Genomic DNA, 17,943 nt, shown 5'->3' with positions numbered 1-17,943 from the left:
TGGGATTATGGCTATCACCCTCCGCCAGATGCGGGCCGCCGTCGCCGTCGCCCGCAGCGGCAGCTTCGGTCGTGCGGCGGCGGCGCTGCACATTTCCCAGCCCGCCTTGACCGTCCAGATGCGGGAACTGGAGCAGGAACTCGGCCTGCGCCTGTTCGATCGCGGGGCAAGGGGGGCGGAACCCACGCGCCTCGGCGGCGAGCTGGTGGAAACCTTCGGGCGCCTGCTGCGCGAGCTTGACACCGTGCTGGCCGGGGCGCGGGAGAGCGCCTCGCGCCGCGCAGGCCTGGTGCGGCTCGCGGTCCTGCCATCCATCGGCACCACGCTGCTGCCCGCGGCGCTCACCGAGTTGCGGCGGAGCAGCCCGGGCATCCGCGTGCAGGTCCAGGACGCCGTGGCCGGACGAATCCAGCGCCTGGTGCGCGACGGCGTCGTCGAACTCGGGCTCTGCCCGGATATCGACCCCGATCCCGCCCTGGTCACGACGCCGCTGTTCGAGGATGCGCTCGTGGCCGTCGTGCCGCGGCAACATCCCCTGACCGGGCAGGCGGGGGTGACGCTGGCCGCGCTGGCGGCCGAGCCGCTCATCCTGACGGACCCGGAAAGCAGCGTGCGCGCCCTGTTCGAGCGGGCCTGCGCGGCGCGCGGCATCGCCATCTCCGCCGCCTATGAAGCGACCTACATCTCGACTGTGCTGGCCCTGGTGCAGGTCGGCCTCGGCGTCGGCGTCCTGCCGGCGTCCTCCGTGGAGGCGGGCGCGGACCGCGCGCTGGTGGCCCTGCCGGTCACGGATGCCGATCTGGGTCGGCGCATCGTGTTGCTGCGTCGCGCGGGCCGGTCGGTGTCGCCGGCCGCGGAGGCCTTCATGGACGCGCTGCTGGCCGGGCTGCGCGTCCCGGCCTGACCGGCGCCCTGCGCAACAGCGTGGCGAAGGAGCAGGCCGAACGAAGCATGCCATGGGCGGCGCGCAGGCTTGGCGCGGCAGGATGCACACCGCGTATGTGCTGTTCCGCCGTTCCTGGTCCATCGCACCGGACCCGGGCCGATCGCGCCGACGCGGCCAGGGGCGGCCGAGGGAAATGCCGCGCCCGCGACGAGCCTGCGCCCGCAGCCCTTCTGTGGCCGGCCTGAAGGGTCCAAGGCCAGAAGACGGTTCGCAGGCGGGATAGGAGAGACGGAACGCGTCGCACACCGGCACTCCGCACTCGCAGTGCGCGAGCGAAGCCCGGAATGACCCGGCTCAAGGCCGGGCCATTGTGCAGATGCAGGGCGTGAGCCCTCAGCGCGTTGCGGCGACCGCAGCGGCCCACTCGGCAAGGAACTCCGTCCGCCTTGCGGCCGCCACCTCCTCGTCCAGGCCGAAGACCCTGATCGAGGCAAGGTTCGGCAGGTCCGCGTGGCGGCTCACATCGATGTCGCTGCGGGTGGGGCGGCGGAAGGCGTTCTCCAGCAGCGCGATCTGCACGTCGCGCGAGATGATGTGGTCGAAGGCCGCGCGTGCGGCTGCGCCGTTGGGTGCGTTCTTCGCGAGAACGAGGAACTCCGGCGTCGTGAAGGTGCCGTCCTCGGGGTAGACCAGCTTGATCTCGCGCTGGCCACCGGCGACATAGGCGTAGGCATTCGCCTCGAAGGTCAGACCGATCGCGTACTCGCCCTGCGCGACCGCGCGCAGCACCGTCGCGGCAGCGCTGGTCACGACGACGTTGGCGGCGAGCCGGCGCAAGCCTTCCGCGCCGTGCATCTGCCGGACGCCCCAGAGGATGGTGTAGGCCGTAGAGCTGTTCGCCGGATCCGCGATGATCATCCGCCGCCGCCAGCGCGGGTCGAGGATGTCGCTCCAGACGCGCGGCTCCGCATTGCCCGCCAGGTGATTGCGATTGACCATCAGCGTGACGACATGAAGGTTCGACGCAGTCCAGAGATTCGACGGCTCGGCGAGCGCCGCCGGGATCGTCGCGGCTTCGGGCGAGCGGTAGCTCTCGAACAGGGTGCGGAAGGCGCCCAGCGTATTGGCGCTCGAGCTCCAGAAGATGTCGGCCTGCGGTCGCGCGGCCTCGGCCTCCATGCGCCGGAGCAGCACGCCGCTGCCACCGGTGACGAAGCTGAATCGCACACTCGGCAGGCGCCGCCGCCCGACATCGGTGATCGACTGCACCGCCTGCTGGTTGTTCGAGGTGTAAACGACGGCATTGCCCGCGACCTGCGCGAGGGCAGGCAGGGCCGCCACGGAACCGAGCCCCGCCAGCACGTCGCGGCGATTGAGCATTGTGGTCATGGTTGTCTCCTATTCTTCAGGACGTTTCGGGTCACTTCGCGGCGAACAGGTCGATCCGGAACACTCGGGTCGCGATCAGGATCGGCACGATGATGATGGCGACGAGCACCAGGCCATAGGCCGACGCCTGCGCCATCAGGTTGGAGTCGATGAGGCGGAAGATCTGGATCGGCAGGGTCTCCTGCCCCGCGGAATAGACCACGACGGATGCGCTGAGCTCGGCCACCGTCGTCGTCCACACGAGCACGCCCGCGGCGGCAACCGACGGCACCATCAGCGGGAAGATCACCTTGAAGAAGGTGCGCAGCGGCGGCACACCGAGGCTGATCGACGCATCCTCGATCGAGTTCGGGATATTGTAGAGCGTCGAGGAGGCATTGCGGATGCCGAAGGGAAGACGCCGTATCAGATAGGCGAGCACGATGATGCCTGCCCCGCCGGCCAGCGGCAGCAGACCATCCCGGAACGACAGCAGCAGGCCGATGCCGAGCACCGTGCCTGAGAGCGCGAGCGGCAGCGAGGCAAGATAGTCGAGTGCCGGGGTCAACGCGTTCCGCTTCTTGACGATCAGGAACCCGACCAGCGTGCTCACCAGCAGGCTCAGCACAGTTGCCACACCGGCGAAGATCAGCGTGTTCCAGATCGGGTCGGGGGCGTTCAGCAGCACCCGCTCGAGGTTGGCGGTTGTCCAATCGCCCCAGCGCATCACGGGCCCGCGCGCCCGGGTGAAGGCGCCGACCACCACTGTCACGAGTGGCAGGATCGAGACGATGACGATGAACGCCGCGCTGAACGCGATCGGCAGCGCCGCGGGGCCCGACAGCCGCCGGGGTGCCGCGCCGCGGCCCTGCACGATCTCGTAGCGCCCGCGCGCGACGATCCGGCGCTGCAGGAAGAGCACGCAGGCGACGATGCCGATCGATACGCTCGCCAGCGTGCTCTGCATCACCGGATTGGCGCCGACCTCCGACACGAAACTCTGGTAGGTCAGGACCGACAGCAGCGGGACACTCTGGCCGAGGACCATCGCCACGGCGAAGTTGCCGACGACAAGGGTGAACACGAGCAAGGCGCTGGCGAGGATCGCAGGCACCACGACCGGTACCATGACGTTGAGAAGGGAGCGGCCGGGCGCTACCCCGAGGCTCTGCGAGGCCTCCTCGAGTTGCGAGTCGAAGCCGCGGATGGCGGCGAGCGTGCCGATGTAGACATAGGTGTAGTAGACGAACGTCATGACGGTCACGAGACCGAACCAGCCGTAGAAGGACGGCAGGCGCCAGCCCCAATCGGCGAGAAGCCGGGTGAGGAAGCCGTTGTTGCCGAGCACCATCAGCCAGGTCTGCACGGCGATCACTTCGGGCACGATCAACGTGGTCATTGGCAAGAGCGCGATCAGCGCCTTCCCCGGAAAGGAGAAGCGCGCGGTGAAGAAGGCCAGCGGCACGCCGATCAAGGTCGAGGTGCAGGTGACGATCGCCCCCAGCAGCAGCGTGTTGAGCACCGCGGCGCGATAGGTCGCGTCGGTGACGAGCATCACCCAGCCAGACCGGCCATCGCCGCCCGCGGCGAGGCTCGAGCCCAGCACTCGCAGAAGGGGATACAGCAGGAACAGGATCGCCAGCGCGAGCGCCAGTACCGTGAGCCAGAACCAGATGTCGCGCAGTTGCCGGGTCACGACGCGACCACCAGCGAGCGGGCCGGATCCAGGCGCAGCCCCGCTGTGGCGCCGACCGCGAGGCTTGCTGCCTCGTCACGCGCCTCGACGCGGATGATGCGTCCCGAGGCGGTGCACACCTGATAGCTGGTGCGCCCGCCAAGATACTGGCGGCGGCGAACCGTGCAGGGCACGTCACCCCGGAGGCCGTTCATCGGCGGCACGAGGCGAAGCGATTCTCCCCGGGCGACGAGAATTGCGTTGCCGGCCGGCAAGGGCGCAGGGGCGGTCGCCTCAACCATCGTGCCGTCGAGGTCGATATGCGTACGGCTGCCGCCCGCGACGGGCGCCGCGAGGGTGACAGCCAGCGTGTTCGCCGCCCCCACGAAGTCCGCGACATAGGAAGAGACAGGTCGCGCGTAGAGGTCCTCCGGCGTGCCGACCTGCTCGATCCGGCCCTGCCGCAGCAATCCGATCCGATCGGACAGCGCCAGCGCCTCCTCCTGGTCGTGCGTGACGAGGATCGTGGTGATGCCGACCTCCCGTTGGAGGTCCGCGATCGTCTCGCGCACCTGGACCCGCAACTTGGCGTCGAGGTTCGAAAGCGGTTCGTCCATCAGCAGAACGGTCGGCTTGATGGCCAGCGCACGCGCCAGTGCCACGCGCTGGCGCTGCCCGCCGGAGAGCGCCGCCGGCATGCGATCGCCATAGGCCGAAAGGCCCACGCGCTCGAGATACTCGCCGACCGTCGTCCGGACCGAAGACGCGGCCACCTTCCGCGCGCGCAGGCCGTAGGCCACATTCTCGAACACGGTCTTGTCCGGGAACAGGGCGTAGTCCTGGAACACCATGCCGATGTCGCGCAGCCAGGCCGGCAGCGCCGTCACCTCACGCTCGCCGAAATGCAGCGTCCCGGCGCGGATCGGCACGAAGCCCGCGATCGTCCGCAGCAGGGTGGTCTTGCCGCAGCCGCTCGGTCCCAGCAGCGTGAAGAGCGATCCGTCCGCCACATCAAGCGACAGATCGGCAATGACCGGCACCTCGCCATAGCCGACCACCAGGTCCCTGATCCGGATGTCAGCCATGTGACGCGCTCTCCTGGATGAGGTGGAGGGCCGCTGCATGCCGGCGGGCATCGCCCGCCGCCAGCACGCGCGGGCCGCTGCCAAGCGTGAGCGGCCTGCCTTGCCAATCGGTGATGATGCCGCCGGCGCCTTCGAGGATCGGCACGAAAGCGGCGTAGTCATGGATCTTGAGCCCGGCATCGAGCGACAGGTCGATGCGCCCGGAAGCAAGCCGCCCGTAGCTCAACGCCGCCCCGCCATAGACCCGCCAGGCCGTGGCGGCGCTGAGCGCCGCAAGGACAGGCTTCTCCTCGGCGCCGAAGAAGTCGGGATTGCTGGCCGACATGATCGCGTCGGCGAGGTCGGTGCCGCGACGGGTCTGGCAGGGCTGTCCGTTCAGCGTCGTCGCGCGGCCCTTCGCGCCCACCCAGCGCTCCCGCGTCGCAGGAAAATGGATCACGCCGAGCACGGGCGTGCCGTTCCGGGCCAACGCGATCAGCGTGCCATAGACCGGCATGCCGGCGACGAAAGCGGCGGTGCCGTCGATCGGATCAAGGATCCAGACATGCTCGGCCGCCGGCCGCGTGGCCGCGAACTCCTCACCGAGGATTCCGTGGTCAGGATATTCGGCGGCGATCATCGCGCGCATCCGCGCCTCGATCGCGAGGTCCATTTCGGTGACGAAGGACCGGTCGGGCTTGACGCTCGTGCCGCAGGCGCCCCCGGCATCGATCATCGCGGCCGCAGCATCGGCAAGACGTTCGGCGAAGCGGACAAAGGCGTCGTACATCAGCGATCGCCGCGCATGCCGTCGGCAAAGGGATCCTCGGGATCGCGCAACAGTGTCGCCTCGGCGACGACATAGGCGCAGCCGCGGATGCGCGGCACGACGCGCCCCTCTGGACCTGGCCGGTACAGCGCGGTGAAGCGGCTGCCGACGATGCTTTCCTGAATCCATGTCTCGCCTGGGTCGAGCTTGCCATCCGCTGCGAGGCAGGCCAGCTTCGCGCTGGTGCCCGTGCCGCAAGGCGAGCGGTCGTAGGCACCGCCTGGGCACAGCACGAAGTTCCGGCTGTCCGCCGCCGGGTCACGCGGCGGCCCGAAGAACTCTACGTGATCGATCTTGCCGCCATCCGCACCCACGATGCCGGCGCTCTCCAGCGCGCGCGCAATCGCATCGGCGGCGCGGGTGAGGTCCTGGATATTGGCCATCGCCAGGGGCAGTGGCGGCGCGCCGACGAGGAAGAACCAGTTGCCACCCCAGGCAATGTCCCCGACCACCGTGCCGAGCCCATCGACGGCGACCGCGACGTCCTTGCGGAAGCGCCAACTGGGCACGTTCTCGATCTCGACCTCGTTGCGTCCAAGCAACTCTACGGTGACCTCGCCGACCGGCGTTTCGAAACGGTGCGTGCCCGGCCCGATGCGGCCCATATGCGCGAGCGTCACCGCTGCGCCGATGGTGCCGTGGCCGCACATGCCGAGATAGCCGACGTTATTGAAGAAGATCAGCCCCGCGGCGCAAACGGGATCGACCGGTTCGCACAGCAGCGCGCCGACCACCGCGTCGTTGCCACGCGGCTCGTTCACCGCGAAGCTGCGGAGGTGGTCGAAACGGGCGGCGAAGCGCGCACGCCGCTCGTCGAGCGGCCCGCTGCCGAGATCCGGCCCGCCCGACACGATCAGCCGGGTCGGCTCGCCCTCCGTATGCGAATCAATGACGCGCATGTCGCTGGGTCCCCTTCACGCAAAGCGGCGGATGTCGAACGGTGCGAGCGGCACGGCGGGCGCGAGACCACGCGCCGTGGCCGCGACAAGCTCACCAGTGATGGCCGCGAGCGTCACGCCGAGATGCTGGTGGCCGAACGCATAGATGAGATTCGACGCCGCCCGAGCGCGGCCGATCGCCGGCAGGTAGTCGGGCAGGGTCGGCCGCGCACCCATCCAGCGCGCACGGTCGCCCGCACCTGGCAGGCCGAGCGCATCCGCGTGGCGATCAAGCCGGTCCCATTTCCGCGGGTCGGCCGGGGCGGCATGGCCGGCGAATTCCGTGAAGCCAGCCAGCCGCAGCGTGGAGGCGAAGCGGGTGACGATGACGGAGCGATCCTCGAAGGCAACGGGCGGCAGATCGCCGGGCCAGCCTTCGAGCCCATCGCGAGCCTCAACGTGGTATCCGCGCTCGGCGATCAGCGGCACCGGCCCTTCGAGCGGACGTAGCAGGGGCGCCGATCCGATACCTGCGGCAAGGACGATCAGGTCGCTCGCTTGCAGCGCCCCGTCATCCAGGCGGAGCGAGGCCTTCGCTCCCTCGACCTCGATGCCGACGGCGCGGCCCTGCCGGACCCTGCCCCCCGACGCGACGAAGGCGGCAGCCAGCCGGTCGCGCAGGGCCTGGATCTCGAGGACCTGGCCGCTACCCTCGAAGCGCAGCGCGCCGGCAGGGCGGCCGGCGAACAGGGACTGCAGCCACCGCAATTCCTCCGCGGTCGCCTCGCGCGCTGAGGCCGCACCCAGATCCGCCCGAAGCCAGGCCGCGCGCCCGCTTGCATGCGTCGCCCCGCTTTCCCAGGCCACGAAGTGACCATCCGCGCGGATCAGCAGGGGGGCACGAACGTCTTCCGCCAGCCGCCGCCATGCCGGGATCGCGTGTTCGAGCAGGGATCTCAGCGCCTTTGTGCCGCTGGCAACTCGCTCCGGCCCGACGGCGGCGAGCATGCGCAAGCCGAAGGGCAGCCACGCGGCCGCATCGCGGAGATGAAGCCCAACCGGCCCGCCGAAGGCGAAGAGCCGTCGGGGCAAGGAGCGCAACGTGGCCAGCGAGGCGAGCGGCGCGGTCTGCTCGATCGCGAGATGCCCCGCATTGCCCCAGGATGCCGCGGCCCGCGCATCGCCGGGATCGACGAGATCGACGGCCCAGCCATCCCGCACAAGCCGCCAGGCGCAGGCGGCGCCGACGAGGCCGCCGCCGACGACAAGGGCCCGCTGCCCGGTCACGGGCCTGCCGACTTCCACTTGGCGTACCAAGCCTTGAACCGCGCCCAGCTCGTCTCGGCGTAGTGGCGCTGGCTTGCCGAGAGAGAATCGGTGGCAACGAAATGATGCGCGTACTCCGGGTGACCGGCCAGCACCATCATGTGCTTGTAGTAGAGGACAAGGTCGGCACCTTCGTCGTAGGTCGAGAGCACGTGCAGCGCGCGATCGAGTTCGAGCGCGCGGCGCTCCGCCACCGGATCGCCCTCGGCCGCCTTGCGGCACAGCGCGACGAGATGAAGCACTTCCTCAGGCAGCGCGTTGCCGATCCCGGTGATCGCGCCCACGGCTCCGCAATTAACGAAGCCGTGGAACACCTGCGTGTCCACACCGACCAGAAGCAGCAGGGATGCGTCGCGCCCGGTGATGTGCTCGGCAGCGTAAGTCAGCGCCGCGCCCCCGCCGAACTCCTTGAAGCCGACGAGATTGGCGTGACGCGCACGCAGGTCGAAAAACAGATCGGCCTTGGTCTCGTAGCCGTAGTAGGGGCTGTTGTAGATGACGGCGGGCAGGCCTGCGCCGGCCTCGAGCACCGCCTCGAAATGCGCGCGCTGCGCGGCCACCGAGGAGCCACGGGACAGGACGCGCGGGATCACCATCAATCCCGCAGCGCCGACCTTGCGGGCATGCGCCGCGAAGGCGGCGGCACGCGCCGGGCTCTGCGCACCGGTACCAACGATGACGGGAACGCCCGCCGCGACGAGGGCCTCAACGCCGCGCATGCGGGCCTCGTCGCTCAACAGCGGCCAGTCCCCCATCGAGCCGCAATAGACAACACCGCTCATGCCGATGTCGACCAGTCGCCGCCCGGCGCGGGCGAGGGCGCTGAAATCGGGTTCACCTGCCGCCGTGCAGGGGGTCATGAGGGCGGGCACTGTGCCGCGGAAGACGTTCGTCTGCATTGGGGCGGGATCCCCTCCTCACCTGCTGGGCCGGCCCAATCCCGGCTTCCGACCAAATGTAGATTTTATAAAATCTATTCGTCAATGGCTCTCTTGCGCGCGGAACGCTATCCTTTGCCCCATGCGCGTCCCGCTTCCCCACCGCACCCTGTCTGCCGCGATCACCGATCGCCTGCGCACCGCGATCCTGGACGGTGAGCATGCCGCCGGCGCGCAGCTCCGTCAGGACGCGCTGGCCGAGGCCTTCGGCGTCAGCCGCATCCCGGTACGGGAGGCGCTGTTCCAGCTGGAGGCCGAGGGCCTTGTCCAGCTGGTGCCACACAAGGGCGCGCTCGTGACCGGGCTGTCGAAGGAAGAGGTCGATGACGTCTTTGACCTCCGCGTCATGCTCGAGCCGCGCCTGCTCCGAGACGCGATCCCACGCCTGACGGATGAGGATTTCCTGCGCATCGAGGCAGCGCAGCGCGCTTTCGAAGCCATGGTCACCTCGGGCGGGATCGCCGGATCCGGCACGCTCAACGCCGAGTTCCACATGGCGCTCTACGGCGCCGCTCGCCTGCCCAAGAGTGTGTCGATCGTCGCGGGCCTGCTGCAGACGAGTGAACGCTACACGCGCTTGCAGCTTGCGTCGTCGCGCGCCTTTGCAAAGGCTGCGCGCGAGCACCGCGAGCTTCTCACTGCCTGCCGTGCCGGCGATGCGCGATCCGCCTGTGAATTGCTCGCCGCGCATATCGAGGGCGTGCGCGCCGATCTCGCGGCGGTGTTGCGGCGCACATCCGGCATGGCCGCTTCAGCTGGCAGGCCGGTTGCCCTCCGCCCGCAGGAGAAGCCTGTATCGGATACAGGCCGCGCTCGGCGCTTGCGGCGATCCTGATCGGATCAGGTCCGGTTTGACGGAGGGTGCCTGACCTGGATCACGCCATCAGCGGTGAACCCTGCGCACAGCGCGGCAGGATCGCGTGCGGCGGCCTTGGCAGCCCGTCGCAGGCTGGAGGGCGCGGCCGGCGCGCGGGTGATGGGGACCATCCCAGCGTGCCGGGCTCCACCAGCGGCTGTCGATTCCCTCCGACGGCACGGCAGCGCTCGAGAACAACGGGGCGCGCCGGTGCGCTGGTTCCGAAGACGCCGGGTCAGTGTGCATAGGCGGAGATGATCGCCTGCGTGCCGGCCTCGCCGCCGAGCGTTGCGGCAACACGCTCGAACAGCCGGCGCGCCTGGGCGAGACCGGGCAGGTCGAGGCCCATGGCCTCGGCCTCGGCGACCGCGATCCCAAGGTCCTTCAGGAAGTGCTTGACCATGAACCCTGGCGCGAAGTCGCCGCCCAGCATCTTCGGCCCGAGCGCGGTGAGCTGGAAGGACCCCGCGGCGCCCGGCGCGAGCGCGGCGATCACGGCCTCGCCATCCAGCCCTGCCCGGCGCGCGTAGGAGAGCCCCTCCGCGACGCCCATCACGGTGGAGGCGATGGCGATCTGGTTCGCCATCTTCGTGTGCTGCCCAGCGCCGGGGCCACCCAGGTGGCGGATCGTCCTGCCCAGGCGCGCGAAGACGGGCTCCCCACGCGCGAAAGCCGCCGCATCGCCACCCACCATGATGGAAAGCGTTGCGTTGCGCGCGCCAAGCTCGCCGCCCGACACCGGCGCATCGAGTGCCGCGCAACCTGCCGCCGCGGCCGCCGTTGCAAGGCGCACGGCAAGGCGCGGCGCGGAGGTGGTCATGTCGATCAGCAGCGTCCCGGGCCGGGCGCCGGCCAGCAGCCCGCCGGCGCCGAGCCACACCGCCTCCACATCCTGCGGGAAGCCGAGGATGGTGATGACGATGTCGCTCGCGGCCGCCAGTTCGGCGGGCGTCTCCGTCCAAGCCGCGCCCGCGTCGAGCAACGCCTGCACGCGCGGCCCGCGGGAGCGGTTGGCGACAGTCAGCCTGTGGCCCGCGGCCAGCAGGTGCCCGGCCATGGGCGCACCCATGATGCCGATGCCCATGAAGCCGATGCGGGGGAGCGTATCCGTCATGTGATGCCTTTCGCCGCCTGCAGGGCGGCCCAGATGCGCGCCGGCGTGGCCGGCTGGTCTTCCAGTCTTGCGCCGGCCTGGGCCAGCGCGTCGTTCACGGCATTCATCAGCGCGCCGATGCCGCCCATCGTGCCGCCTTCCGCCATGCCCTTGATGCCGGCTGGCGTCGACGGACTGGGCGTGTCGTGGTGCGACAGGACGAAGTCCGGCAGGTCGGCAGCGCGCGCCATGGCGTAGTCCATGAAGGAGCCGGCGATCGCCTGCCCGTCCGCTGCATAGGCCGCGTGTTCCATCATCGCGCCGGACAGGCCCATGGCGGTGGCGCCATGTGTCTGGCCTTCGACGACGAGCGGGTTGATGCGCATGCCGCAATCCTCGGCGACGACGTAGCGCAGGATGGACAGCGCGCCGGTAGCGCGGTCGATCCAAACCGCGCAGGCATGGGTGGAGTTCGTGTAGGTCATCGCGGGCGGATCATAGGCGAGCACCGTGTGCAGCCCCGGCTCCATTCCCGGCGGCAGGCGCAGCGGATCGAGATGCGCGGTGCGCGCAACCTGCGCCAGGGTCAGCCCGGTCTCGACCCGGCCGCCCTCCATCTGCCGCATCACCCTGCCCTCGTGCAGGTCGAGGCTGTCGGGGCTGTTCAGGTCGAGCATCGCGGCCGCGATGGCCAGCACCTTCGCCTTCAGCCGCTGCCCGGCCATGTAGAGCGCACCACCGCCCGCGGTCGCGCCGCGGCTGCCGCGGCTGCCCATGCCATAGGGCGCGATGTCGCTGTGGCCGATCTGGATCACCACATCCTCGAAGGCCGCGCCGAGGCCGCTCGCGGCGGCCTGGGCCAGCGTCGTCTCGTAGCCCTGGCCGGACCCCATCAACCCGCAGGAGGCGATGACGGCGCCGGACGGCTCGACGCGGATCGTCGCCACCTCGTGGCCGGATCCCGGGATGCCGGCCGCCTTGTAGAAGGCCGAGCCGTAGGTGGTGCTCTCGACCACCGTGCAGAGCCCGATGCCGAGCAGCGTCTCGCCCGGCTTGCGCTGCTGTGCGCGCAATGCCGCATAGCCAAGGCGATCGGCGGCGGCATCCAGCGTGGCGCGCGGCGTCAGCGCGTCGTAGCGCTCGCCGGTGGCGGTGACGAAGGGCAGGTCGGCATCGGCGATGGTGTTCAGCCGCCGTACCTCCAGCGGGTCGAGGCCGAGTTCGCGGGCGATGGCGTCCATCGTTCCCTCCATGATCCAGGAGGTGACGGCCATCGGCGCCCGCATCGGGCCTGCGGGACATTTGTTGGTCAGCCAGACCTGCACGTCGTAGCCGTAGTCCTGCACGCGATACGGCCCGGGCAGGATCATCGCGACGACGCGCGCCATGTAGTTCGCGGGAAAGAAGGACCAGGCGCCGAAATCCGCCTCCATCGCGCAGGTCAGGCCGAGCAGCCGCCCCTCGGCGTTGACGGCGGCACGGGTGGTGACGATCTCCTCACGCGCCATCATCGCCGCGGTCAGGTTCTCGCCGCGCGTCTCGCGCCAGCGCACGGCGCGGCCCAGCAGGCGCGATGCGGCGGCAAGGCACAGATCCTCGCGCAGGGGGATGATCTTCTGGCCGAAGCCGCCGCCCATCTCCGGGCTCTCGACCGTGACCTGGAATTCCTTCAGGCCGAGCCGGGCGGCAACGGCGCTGCGATAGGGATGCGGCGCCTGGGTGCCGACGCGCATCGTCAGCTGCTCGCGCCCGGCATGCCAGATCGCCAGCACGCCGCGGGTCTCCATCGGCGCATGGGTCTGGCGATGCTGGCCGAAGCGGGCCTCCACCACGCGATCCGCTCGCGCGAAGGCGGCATCGAGCCCCGGCGTGGCGAAAACCTGGTGCGAGACCCGGTTGCCCGGCACGGCCGGGTCCACCAGCACGGCGGCCGCCCTGGCCTGGGCGATGTCCGCGATGGCCGGCAGAGACTGCCAGTCCACCGCGACAAGCTCGGCCGCGTCCTCCGCGGCGCTGCGCGTCTCGGCGAGCACGACGGCCACGGGGTCGCCCACGAAGCGCGCGGCCTCGATCGGCAGCACCGGCATCTCCATCGGCAGCAGGCCCTCGATGGGGGGCGCCATGCGGAGCGGGGCAACGAGACCGGCCAGGTCGCGCCCGGTCAGCACCGCCACGACGCCAGGCAGCGCGCAGGCTGCCACGCTGTCGATCGCGCCGATGCGCGCATGGGCGTGCGGGCTGCGGACGAAGACCGCGTGAAGGCACCCGGGGGGGGAGGCGATGTCGTCGAGGAAGCCGCCCTGCCCAACCAGCAGGCGCCGGTCCTCCCGCCGCCGCAGCGCCTTGCCGAGCGGGCCGCCCGGCTCGGGGGGCGGCGGGACGCTCACAGCCGCGCCTCGGTCTGCCTGTCGAACAGGTGCAGCCGCGACGGATCGATGCCGAGCGCGATGCTCTCGCCCGCCTTCGCGCGCCATTCCTTCGGCACGCGGAGCGTCAGCGCCACGTCGCCCGGCGCCACCACCTCGAGCAGCGTCTCCGAGCCCAGCGGCGAGACGAGATCGACGCGCACCTCCAAGGTGGCGAGGCCCGGCGACGGGGCGGCCACATCCTCAGGGCGCAGGCCGAGGATCACCTGCCGGCCGGGCGCGGCGGCACCGTCAGGGAGCGGCAGGCGCAAGGCGCCGCGGGTGAAGGCGCCATCCGTTGCGACCTCGCCCTCGACCAGGTTGATCTGCGGGCTGCCGAGGAAGGAGGCCACGAAGGTGTTGGCAGGGCGCGAATAGATGCCCTCCGGCGTGTCGAGCTGCTGGATCAGGCCACCGCGCATCACGGCGATACGGTCCGCCAGCGTCATCGCCTCCGCCTGGTCGTGCGTGACGTAGACGAAGGTGGCGCGCAGCCGCTGGTGCAGGTGCTTGATGAGGCTGCGCATGGACAGCCGCAACGCCGCGTCGAGATTGGACAGCGGCTCGTCCATGAGGAAGACGCTCGGCTTGCGCACGATGGCGCGGCCCAGCGCGACGCGCTGGCGCTGCCCGCCCGACAGCTGCGACGGTCGCCGGTCCAGCAGATGCGCGATCTCGAGCTGCGCCGCCACCTCCGCTACGGCGCGTTCAACCTCGGCGCGCGGCGTGCGGCGGAGCTGCAGGGGAAAGGCGATGTTCTCCCGCACCGTCTTGTTCGGATAGAGCGCGTAGGACTGGAACACCATCGCCACCTCCCGCTTGTGCGGGGGCTGCCAGGTGACGTCCGCCTCGTCGAAGCGCAGCACGCCGTCGCTGATCTCCTCGAGGCCAGCGATCATGTTGAGTGTCGTGGTCTTGCCGCAGCCCGAGGGGCCGAGCAGCACCATGAACTCGCCGTGCCGGATCGTCAGGTCCAGCCGGTCCACGGCGACGACGCTGCCGTAGCGCTTGGTGAGCTGTTCGCAGGTGATGGTGGCCATGGTTATCCCTTCACCGCGCCAGCCGTGAGGCCGGAGACGATGTAGCGCTGGAAAAGCACCGCCATCAGCACCGGCGGGATGATGGCGATGACGCCCGCCGCGTTGACGAAGGAGAAGCTGGTGGTGAAGTCCATGACGAAGCCGGAGATGACGATCGGCAGCGTCTGTGCCGCGACGTTCTGGGTCAGCACCAGCGCGAAGACGAACTCGTTCCAGGACGTGAGGAAGGCGAAGGTGAGCGAGGCCACCAGCGCCGGCAGCGAGAGCGGCAGGTAGACATGCCGCAAGGCGCCCCAGTGCCCGCAGCCGTCGATGCGCGCGGCGCGGTAGAGATCGCGCGGGATTCCCTCGAAATAGGAGATCAGGATGAAGATGGTGAAGGGCACGGTGATGGCGAGGTAGGTGACGACCAGCGCGCCGAGCGTGTTGATCAGGCCGAGGTTCCGGATCACCAGGAACAGCGGCACGATCAGCGCGATGTCCGGCACCACGCGCGTGGCGAGCACCGTGTAGAGCGTCGCGCGCCGCCCGCGGAAATCGATCACCGCGATGGCATAGGCCGCGGTCACCGATAGCAGCAGGTTCAGCGCCGCGACCCACAGCCCGACCGTCAGGCTGTTCCACAGCGAGGGAATGAGGTTCGCAGCGCCGGAGGGCAGGAAGCCGCCCGTGGCCGGGTCGCCCTGGCGGCGCGTCTCGTAGGTCACCTGCCGCTCGGCGGCGTTCAGGATCGCGTCGAAATTGCCGAGATTGACCTCGGGTGGCAGCCAGTTCGGCGGGATGGCGGTGATCTGCGCCTCGGTCTGGAGCGAGGAGGAAACGAGCCACCCCACGGGGCCGGCCACGTACAGCACGAACAGCGCCGAGAAGAAGGCCAGCAGCAGCGCGCGGCCGATGCGGGGTGCGACGGGACGGCCGGCCATCAGATGCGTCTCCCCAGCCAGCGGATCACCGCCCAGGACAGCAGGAAGGTGGCCATCGCGAGCACGTAGCTCATGGCGGCACCGGTACCGAAGCGGAGCGAGCGGAAGGTCTCGACATAGATCAGCCAGGACAGCGTGAAGCTGGCATCGCCGGGCCCGCCCTGGGTCATGATCAGGAAAAGGTCGAAGTGACGAATGCTGATCATCGTCTCGTACACCAGCACGAGCATGAGCCCCGGCCGAAGCGCCGGCAGGGTGACATGGACGAAGCGCTGGAAGACGTTCGCCCCATCCACTTTCGCCGCGCGGTAGAGATCGTCGGGGATCGCCTTCATGGTGACGATCAGCAGCAGCGCGGCCAGCGGCATCTGCTTCCAGATCGCGGCGTTGGCGATCAGCAGCAGCGTCAGGTCCGGGTCGCCCAGCCAGGCACGGTAGCGCTCGATCAGGCCGAGTTGCAGCAGCAGCGCGTTGAGCAGCCCGTAGGTCGGGTCGTAGATCCACTTCCACATCAACCCGTTGACGACCGAGGGCGTCGCCCAGGGCACCAGCAGCAGCGCAGAGAGCAGCCGCTGCCCCGGGAAGCTCTCGTTCAGCAGCAGCGCGACGAGCACCGCGAGCACGGTCGTCACCACCACCGTCACCACGGTGTAAACGGTGGTGCGGGTGACCGCGAGCCAGAACCGCTCATCGCCGAAGATGCGGAGATAGTTGTCCGCGCCCACGAAGGGACGGCGCAGCGGGCGTGTCAGCACGATGTCGTGCAGGCTGACCCAGAAGGAATAGAGGATCGGATATGCCGCCACGACGAGCAGTACCGCCACCACCGGGAAGACCAGGATGGCGGCGCTGCGCTCGTCGTATCCGAACTTGCGGTTCAGGGCGGCGAGCATGGGGAATGCCTGGTCACTCTGCTTGTCCTCATGCGGCGGCCCGGCAGTTGCGGTCGCAAGCCCCATCGCCCCTGCCGCGGTGCCACCACGGGAGGATGGGCCTTCCGGCCGCATGGCACCACGCTGCGGGCCAGTCCAGGCGACGCATCGCGCCGCGCGGACGGCTTAGCGGAAGGCGCGGCGCAGTTCGGTCCACTTCGCGGCCACGCCGCGCAGCGCCGCTTCCGGCTCCGCACGACCGAGACAGACCGCCTGCCACGCCTGGTTCGACGTCTCCACCCACTCGCCGAACCAGGGCGAGATGGTGTCCTTCTTCCTCGCAAGCATCGCCTGCTGCGCGATCACCGCGCCGCCGCCTGCCCAGCGATCCCAGAAGGTCTTCACATCCGCATCGTCATTCACCGGCATCGCGCAGGACGGCAGGCCGACATCGGTCAGCAGCAGCTTCTGCATCGAGTAGTTGCCGGCGGTGTCGCGCCCGCCGAAGAATTCCATGAAGCGCACGGCCCGCTCGCGCCGGGCACGATCGGCCTTCGCCGCCGGCGTCATGCCGTAGAAGCGGATCCAGCCAAGCGTGTTGTTGGTGCCGTCGGGCCCGCCCTTCGGCATCAGCGCGATCCTGATCTTGCCGGCGGCGGTGGCCTGCGAGGGATCGTTCAGCGCGCGGATGCGGTAGGTCGGCACGATGGCGAAGGCATGCTGGCCGCTGCCGAAGGCGCGCAGCCCGTTGATCTCGCCCGTCTCGACCGCGCCGGGGGACAGGATCCGATGCGTCGCGATCGCCTCGCGGATGTAGCGCGCCGCGCGCACCGCGCCGCGATTCGCATCCGCGACGACGGCGTTGCCCTGGTCGTCCACCATGCGACCGCCGAAGGCGTAGGTCAGCGCGCTGACGAACTCGATCAGCCAGGTGTCGGCGGCCAGGGAAAGCAGCAGCGGAAACTCCACGATCCCCTGCTGCTTGATGCGCAGCGAGAGTTGCACGACCTCTTCCCAGGTGGTCGGCGGGGTGGAGATGCCGGCGCGCTGCAGCAGCTCGGTGTTGTACATGAAGCTCATGTGGTCGCCGTAGTAGGCGAGGCCGTACTGCCTGCCGCGATAGGTCATGGACTGCGTGCAGTAGTCCGCGGCCTCGGCGTTGTAGCGCATGAGCTGGGGGATGTCGTTGACGTCGGCCAGCCAGCCCGCCTCGGCGAATTCCGGCAGCCAGGCGTCCGAGATCCAGGAGACATCGATGGGGGCATTGCCGACCAGTCGCGTCACGAGCGCCGTGCGGAACTGCGCCCAGGGAAAGTTCTCGTAGTTGACACGAATGCTGGTCGCACGCTCGAAGGCGGAGATCTGCGCCCGCACCTGATCCACCGCGGCCGACCAGCCGATGAAGTTGAGGTTGCCGGCGCCCTGCGCGGCAGCACTTCCGCCGCCGAGCACCGCCGGCGCACCGAGGAGGCCTGCCAGCACGCTGCGACGTGGCAGGGAATTGGCGGAAGTCTGCATCAACGCCTCCATGGCTTGTCGCTGGAGTATTCTGCAGGCCATGGCGGGTGTCCAGGGTCGCACCCGGCCCGCGATCCAACTGTGCAAGGCGCGATGCCGGGCCTGCATCGTCGCACGCCCACCAGCGCGACGCGCGCGGCCAGGCTGGTTGACGCGCGGATTCCACGCCGATGGCGTCGCTTCCACGCCGGATCAGCCTTGTGCCGGCCTGGCCGGAACGGCGCGACGGCGGTTCGTGGCGATGCGGGATGGCAGCGCGCCCATGCGGTCGC

The 17,943-nt window shown here is 69.8% G+C and carries 15 protein-coding genes; 2 read left to right on the top strand and 13 right to left on the bottom strand.

Annotated features, from left to right (window positions below):
- The first annotated feature begins 7 nt into the window (after positions 1-7).
- Positions 8-904, top strand: a complete 897-nt coding sequence (locus tag AC2D9U_RS15375) for a LysR family transcriptional regulator (protein WP_484750484.1) — start codon at positions 8-10, stop codon at positions 902-904.
- 375 nt (positions 905-1,279) lie between these two features.
- Here AC2D9U_RS15375 and AC2D9U_RS15370 read toward each other — a convergent pair whose 3' ends face one another.
- The 7 genes from AC2D9U_RS15370 to AC2D9U_RS15340 are packed head-to-tail and all read right to left on the bottom strand — an operon-like array spanning position 1,280 to position 8,925.
- Positions 1,280-2,248 (bottom strand): extracellular solute-binding protein, encoded by a 969-nt coding sequence (locus AC2D9U_RS15370; protein ID WP_484750482.1) that lies wholly within the window; start codon positions 2,246-2,248, stop codon positions 1,280-1,282.
- Positions 2,249-2,306: 58 nt separating this feature from the next.
- Entirely contained in the window at positions 2,307-3,950 is a 1,644-nt protein-coding gene (locus AC2D9U_RS15365) for an ABC transporter permease (RefSeq protein WP_484750479.1), read from the bottom strand.
- Positions 3,947-5,014, bottom strand: coding sequence for an ABC transporter ATP-binding protein (locus tag AC2D9U_RS15360; protein ID WP_484750475.1), 1,068 nt, complete (start codon positions 5,012-5,014; stop codon positions 3,947-3,949). Before AC2D9U_RS15360 ends, AC2D9U_RS15365 begins: the two co-directional genes overlap by 4 nt.
- A complete protein-coding gene (locus AC2D9U_RS15355) occupies positions 5,007-5,783 on the bottom strand; it encodes an inositol monophosphatase family protein (RefSeq protein ID WP_484750472.1) in 777 nt (258 codons plus the stop codon). The genes AC2D9U_RS15360 and AC2D9U_RS15355 overlap by 8 nt, the downstream gene beginning before the upstream one ends.
- The gene (locus AC2D9U_RS15350) at positions 5,783-6,721 is read right to left on the bottom strand and encodes a 4-hydroxyproline epimerase (protein ID WP_484750469.1); all 939 of its coding nucleotides are present in this window, start codon (positions 6,719-6,721) and stop codon (positions 5,783-5,785) included. Before AC2D9U_RS15350 ends, AC2D9U_RS15355 begins: the two co-directional genes overlap by 1 nt.
- Positions 6,722-6,736: 15 nt before the next feature.
- Complete coding sequence (locus AC2D9U_RS15345) at positions 6,737-7,987, bottom strand: NAD(P)/FAD-dependent oxidoreductase (RefSeq protein WP_484750465.1); 1,251 nt, start codon at positions 7,985-7,987, stop codon at positions 6,737-6,739.
- A complete protein-coding gene (locus AC2D9U_RS15340) occupies positions 7,984-8,925 on the bottom strand; it encodes a dihydrodipicolinate synthase family protein (RefSeq protein ID WP_484750462.1) in 942 nt (313 codons plus the stop codon). Before AC2D9U_RS15340 ends, AC2D9U_RS15345 begins: the two co-directional genes overlap by 4 nt.
- A gap of 121 nt (positions 8,926-9,046) precedes the next feature.
- On the opposite strand from AC2D9U_RS15340, the gene AC2D9U_RS15335 reads away from it, so the two are divergent.
- Positions 9,047-9,799 carry a GntR family transcriptional regulator gene (locus AC2D9U_RS15335; protein WP_484750460.1) on the top strand — a complete coding sequence of 251 codons (753 nt, stop codon included), beginning with the start codon at positions 9,047-9,049 and terminating at the stop codon, positions 9,797-9,799.
- 256 nt (positions 9,800-10,055) lie between these two features.
- On the opposite strand, the gene AC2D9U_RS15330 is transcribed toward AC2D9U_RS15335, so the two are convergent.
- The 6 genes from AC2D9U_RS15330 to AC2D9U_RS15305 form a co-directional block, all read right to left on the bottom strand.
- Entirely contained in the window at positions 10,056-10,934 is an 879-nt protein-coding gene (locus tag AC2D9U_RS15330) for an NAD(P)-dependent oxidoreductase (RefSeq protein ID WP_484750458.1), read from the bottom strand.
- Entirely contained in the window at positions 10,931-13,300 is a 2,370-nt protein-coding gene (locus AC2D9U_RS15325; protein WP_484750456.1) for a xanthine dehydrogenase family protein molybdopterin-binding subunit, read from the bottom strand. The genes AC2D9U_RS15330 and AC2D9U_RS15325 overlap by 4 nt, the downstream gene beginning before the upstream one ends.
- Entirely contained in the window at positions 13,297-14,358 is a 1,062-nt protein-coding gene (locus AC2D9U_RS15320) for an ABC transporter ATP-binding protein (protein WP_484750452.1), read from the bottom strand. The genes AC2D9U_RS15325 and AC2D9U_RS15320 overlap by 4 nt, the downstream gene beginning before the upstream one ends.
- A gap of 2 nt (positions 14,359-14,360) precedes the next feature.
- Complete coding sequence (locus tag AC2D9U_RS15315) at positions 14,361-15,281, bottom strand: carbohydrate ABC transporter permease (protein ID WP_484750448.1); 921 nt, start codon at positions 15,279-15,281, stop codon at positions 14,361-14,363.
- Positions 15,281-16,174 (bottom strand): carbohydrate ABC transporter permease, encoded by an 894-nt coding sequence (locus tag AC2D9U_RS15310; protein WP_484750445.1) that lies wholly within the window; start codon positions 16,172-16,174, stop codon positions 15,281-15,283. The genes AC2D9U_RS15315 and AC2D9U_RS15310 overlap by 1 nt, the downstream gene beginning before the upstream one ends.
- 165 nt (positions 16,175-16,339) lie before the next feature.
- A complete protein-coding gene (locus AC2D9U_RS15305) occupies positions 16,340-17,671 on the bottom strand; it encodes an ABC transporter substrate-binding protein (RefSeq protein ID WP_484750442.1) in 1,332 nt (443 codons plus the stop codon).
- Between the last annotated feature and the right edge of the window lie 272 nt (positions 17,672-17,943).

Source organism: Roseomonas sp. TF40 (assembly GCF_057219975.1).
Note: the sequence above shows the minus strand (reverse complement) of the source record. Positions and strands in the feature narration are given on the sequence as shown.

Bases quoted from the DNA above. Each gene is read 5' to 3' on its own strand.
- AC2D9U_RS15375 (WP_484750484.1), top strand. From the start codon at position 8: ATGGCTATCACCCTCCGCCAGATGCGGGCCGCCGTCGCCGTCGCCCGC.
- AC2D9U_RS15360 (WP_484750475.1), bottom strand. From the start codon at position 5,014: ATGGCTGACATCCGGATCAGGGACCTGGTGGTCGGCTATGGCGAGGTG.
- AC2D9U_RS15355 (WP_484750472.1), bottom strand. From the start codon at position 5,783: ATGTACGACGCCTTTGTCCGCTTCGCCGAACGTCTTGCCGATGCTGCG.
- AC2D9U_RS15350 (WP_484750469.1), bottom strand. From the start codon at position 6,721: ATGCGCGTCATTGATTCGCATACGGAGGGCGAGCCGACCCGGCTGATC.
- AC2D9U_RS15340 (WP_484750462.1), bottom strand. From the start codon at position 8,925: ATGCAGACGAACGTCTTCCGCGGCACAGTGCCCGCCCTCATGACCCCC.
- AC2D9U_RS15335 (WP_484750460.1), top strand. From the start codon at position 9,047: ATGCGCGTCCCGCTTCCCCACCGCACCCTGTCTGCCGCGATCACCGAT.
- AC2D9U_RS15330 (WP_484750458.1), bottom strand. From the start codon at position 10,934: ATGACGGATACGCTCCCCCGCATCGGCTTCATGGGCATCGGCATCATG.
- AC2D9U_RS15320 (WP_484750452.1), bottom strand. From the start codon at position 14,358: ATGGCCACCATCACCTGCGAACAGCTCACCAAGCGCTACGGCAGCGTC.
- AC2D9U_RS15315 (WP_484750448.1), bottom strand. From the start codon at position 15,281: ATGGCCGGCCGTCCCGTCGCACCCCGCATCGGCCGCGCGCTGCTGCTG.
- AC2D9U_RS15310 (WP_484750445.1), bottom strand. From the start codon at position 16,174: ATGCTCGCCGCCCTGAACCGCAAGTTCGGATACGACGAGCGCAGCGCC.
- AC2D9U_RS15305 (WP_484750442.1), bottom strand. From the start codon at position 17,671: ATGCAGACTTCCGCCAATTCCCTGCCACGTCGCAGCGTGCTGGCAGGC.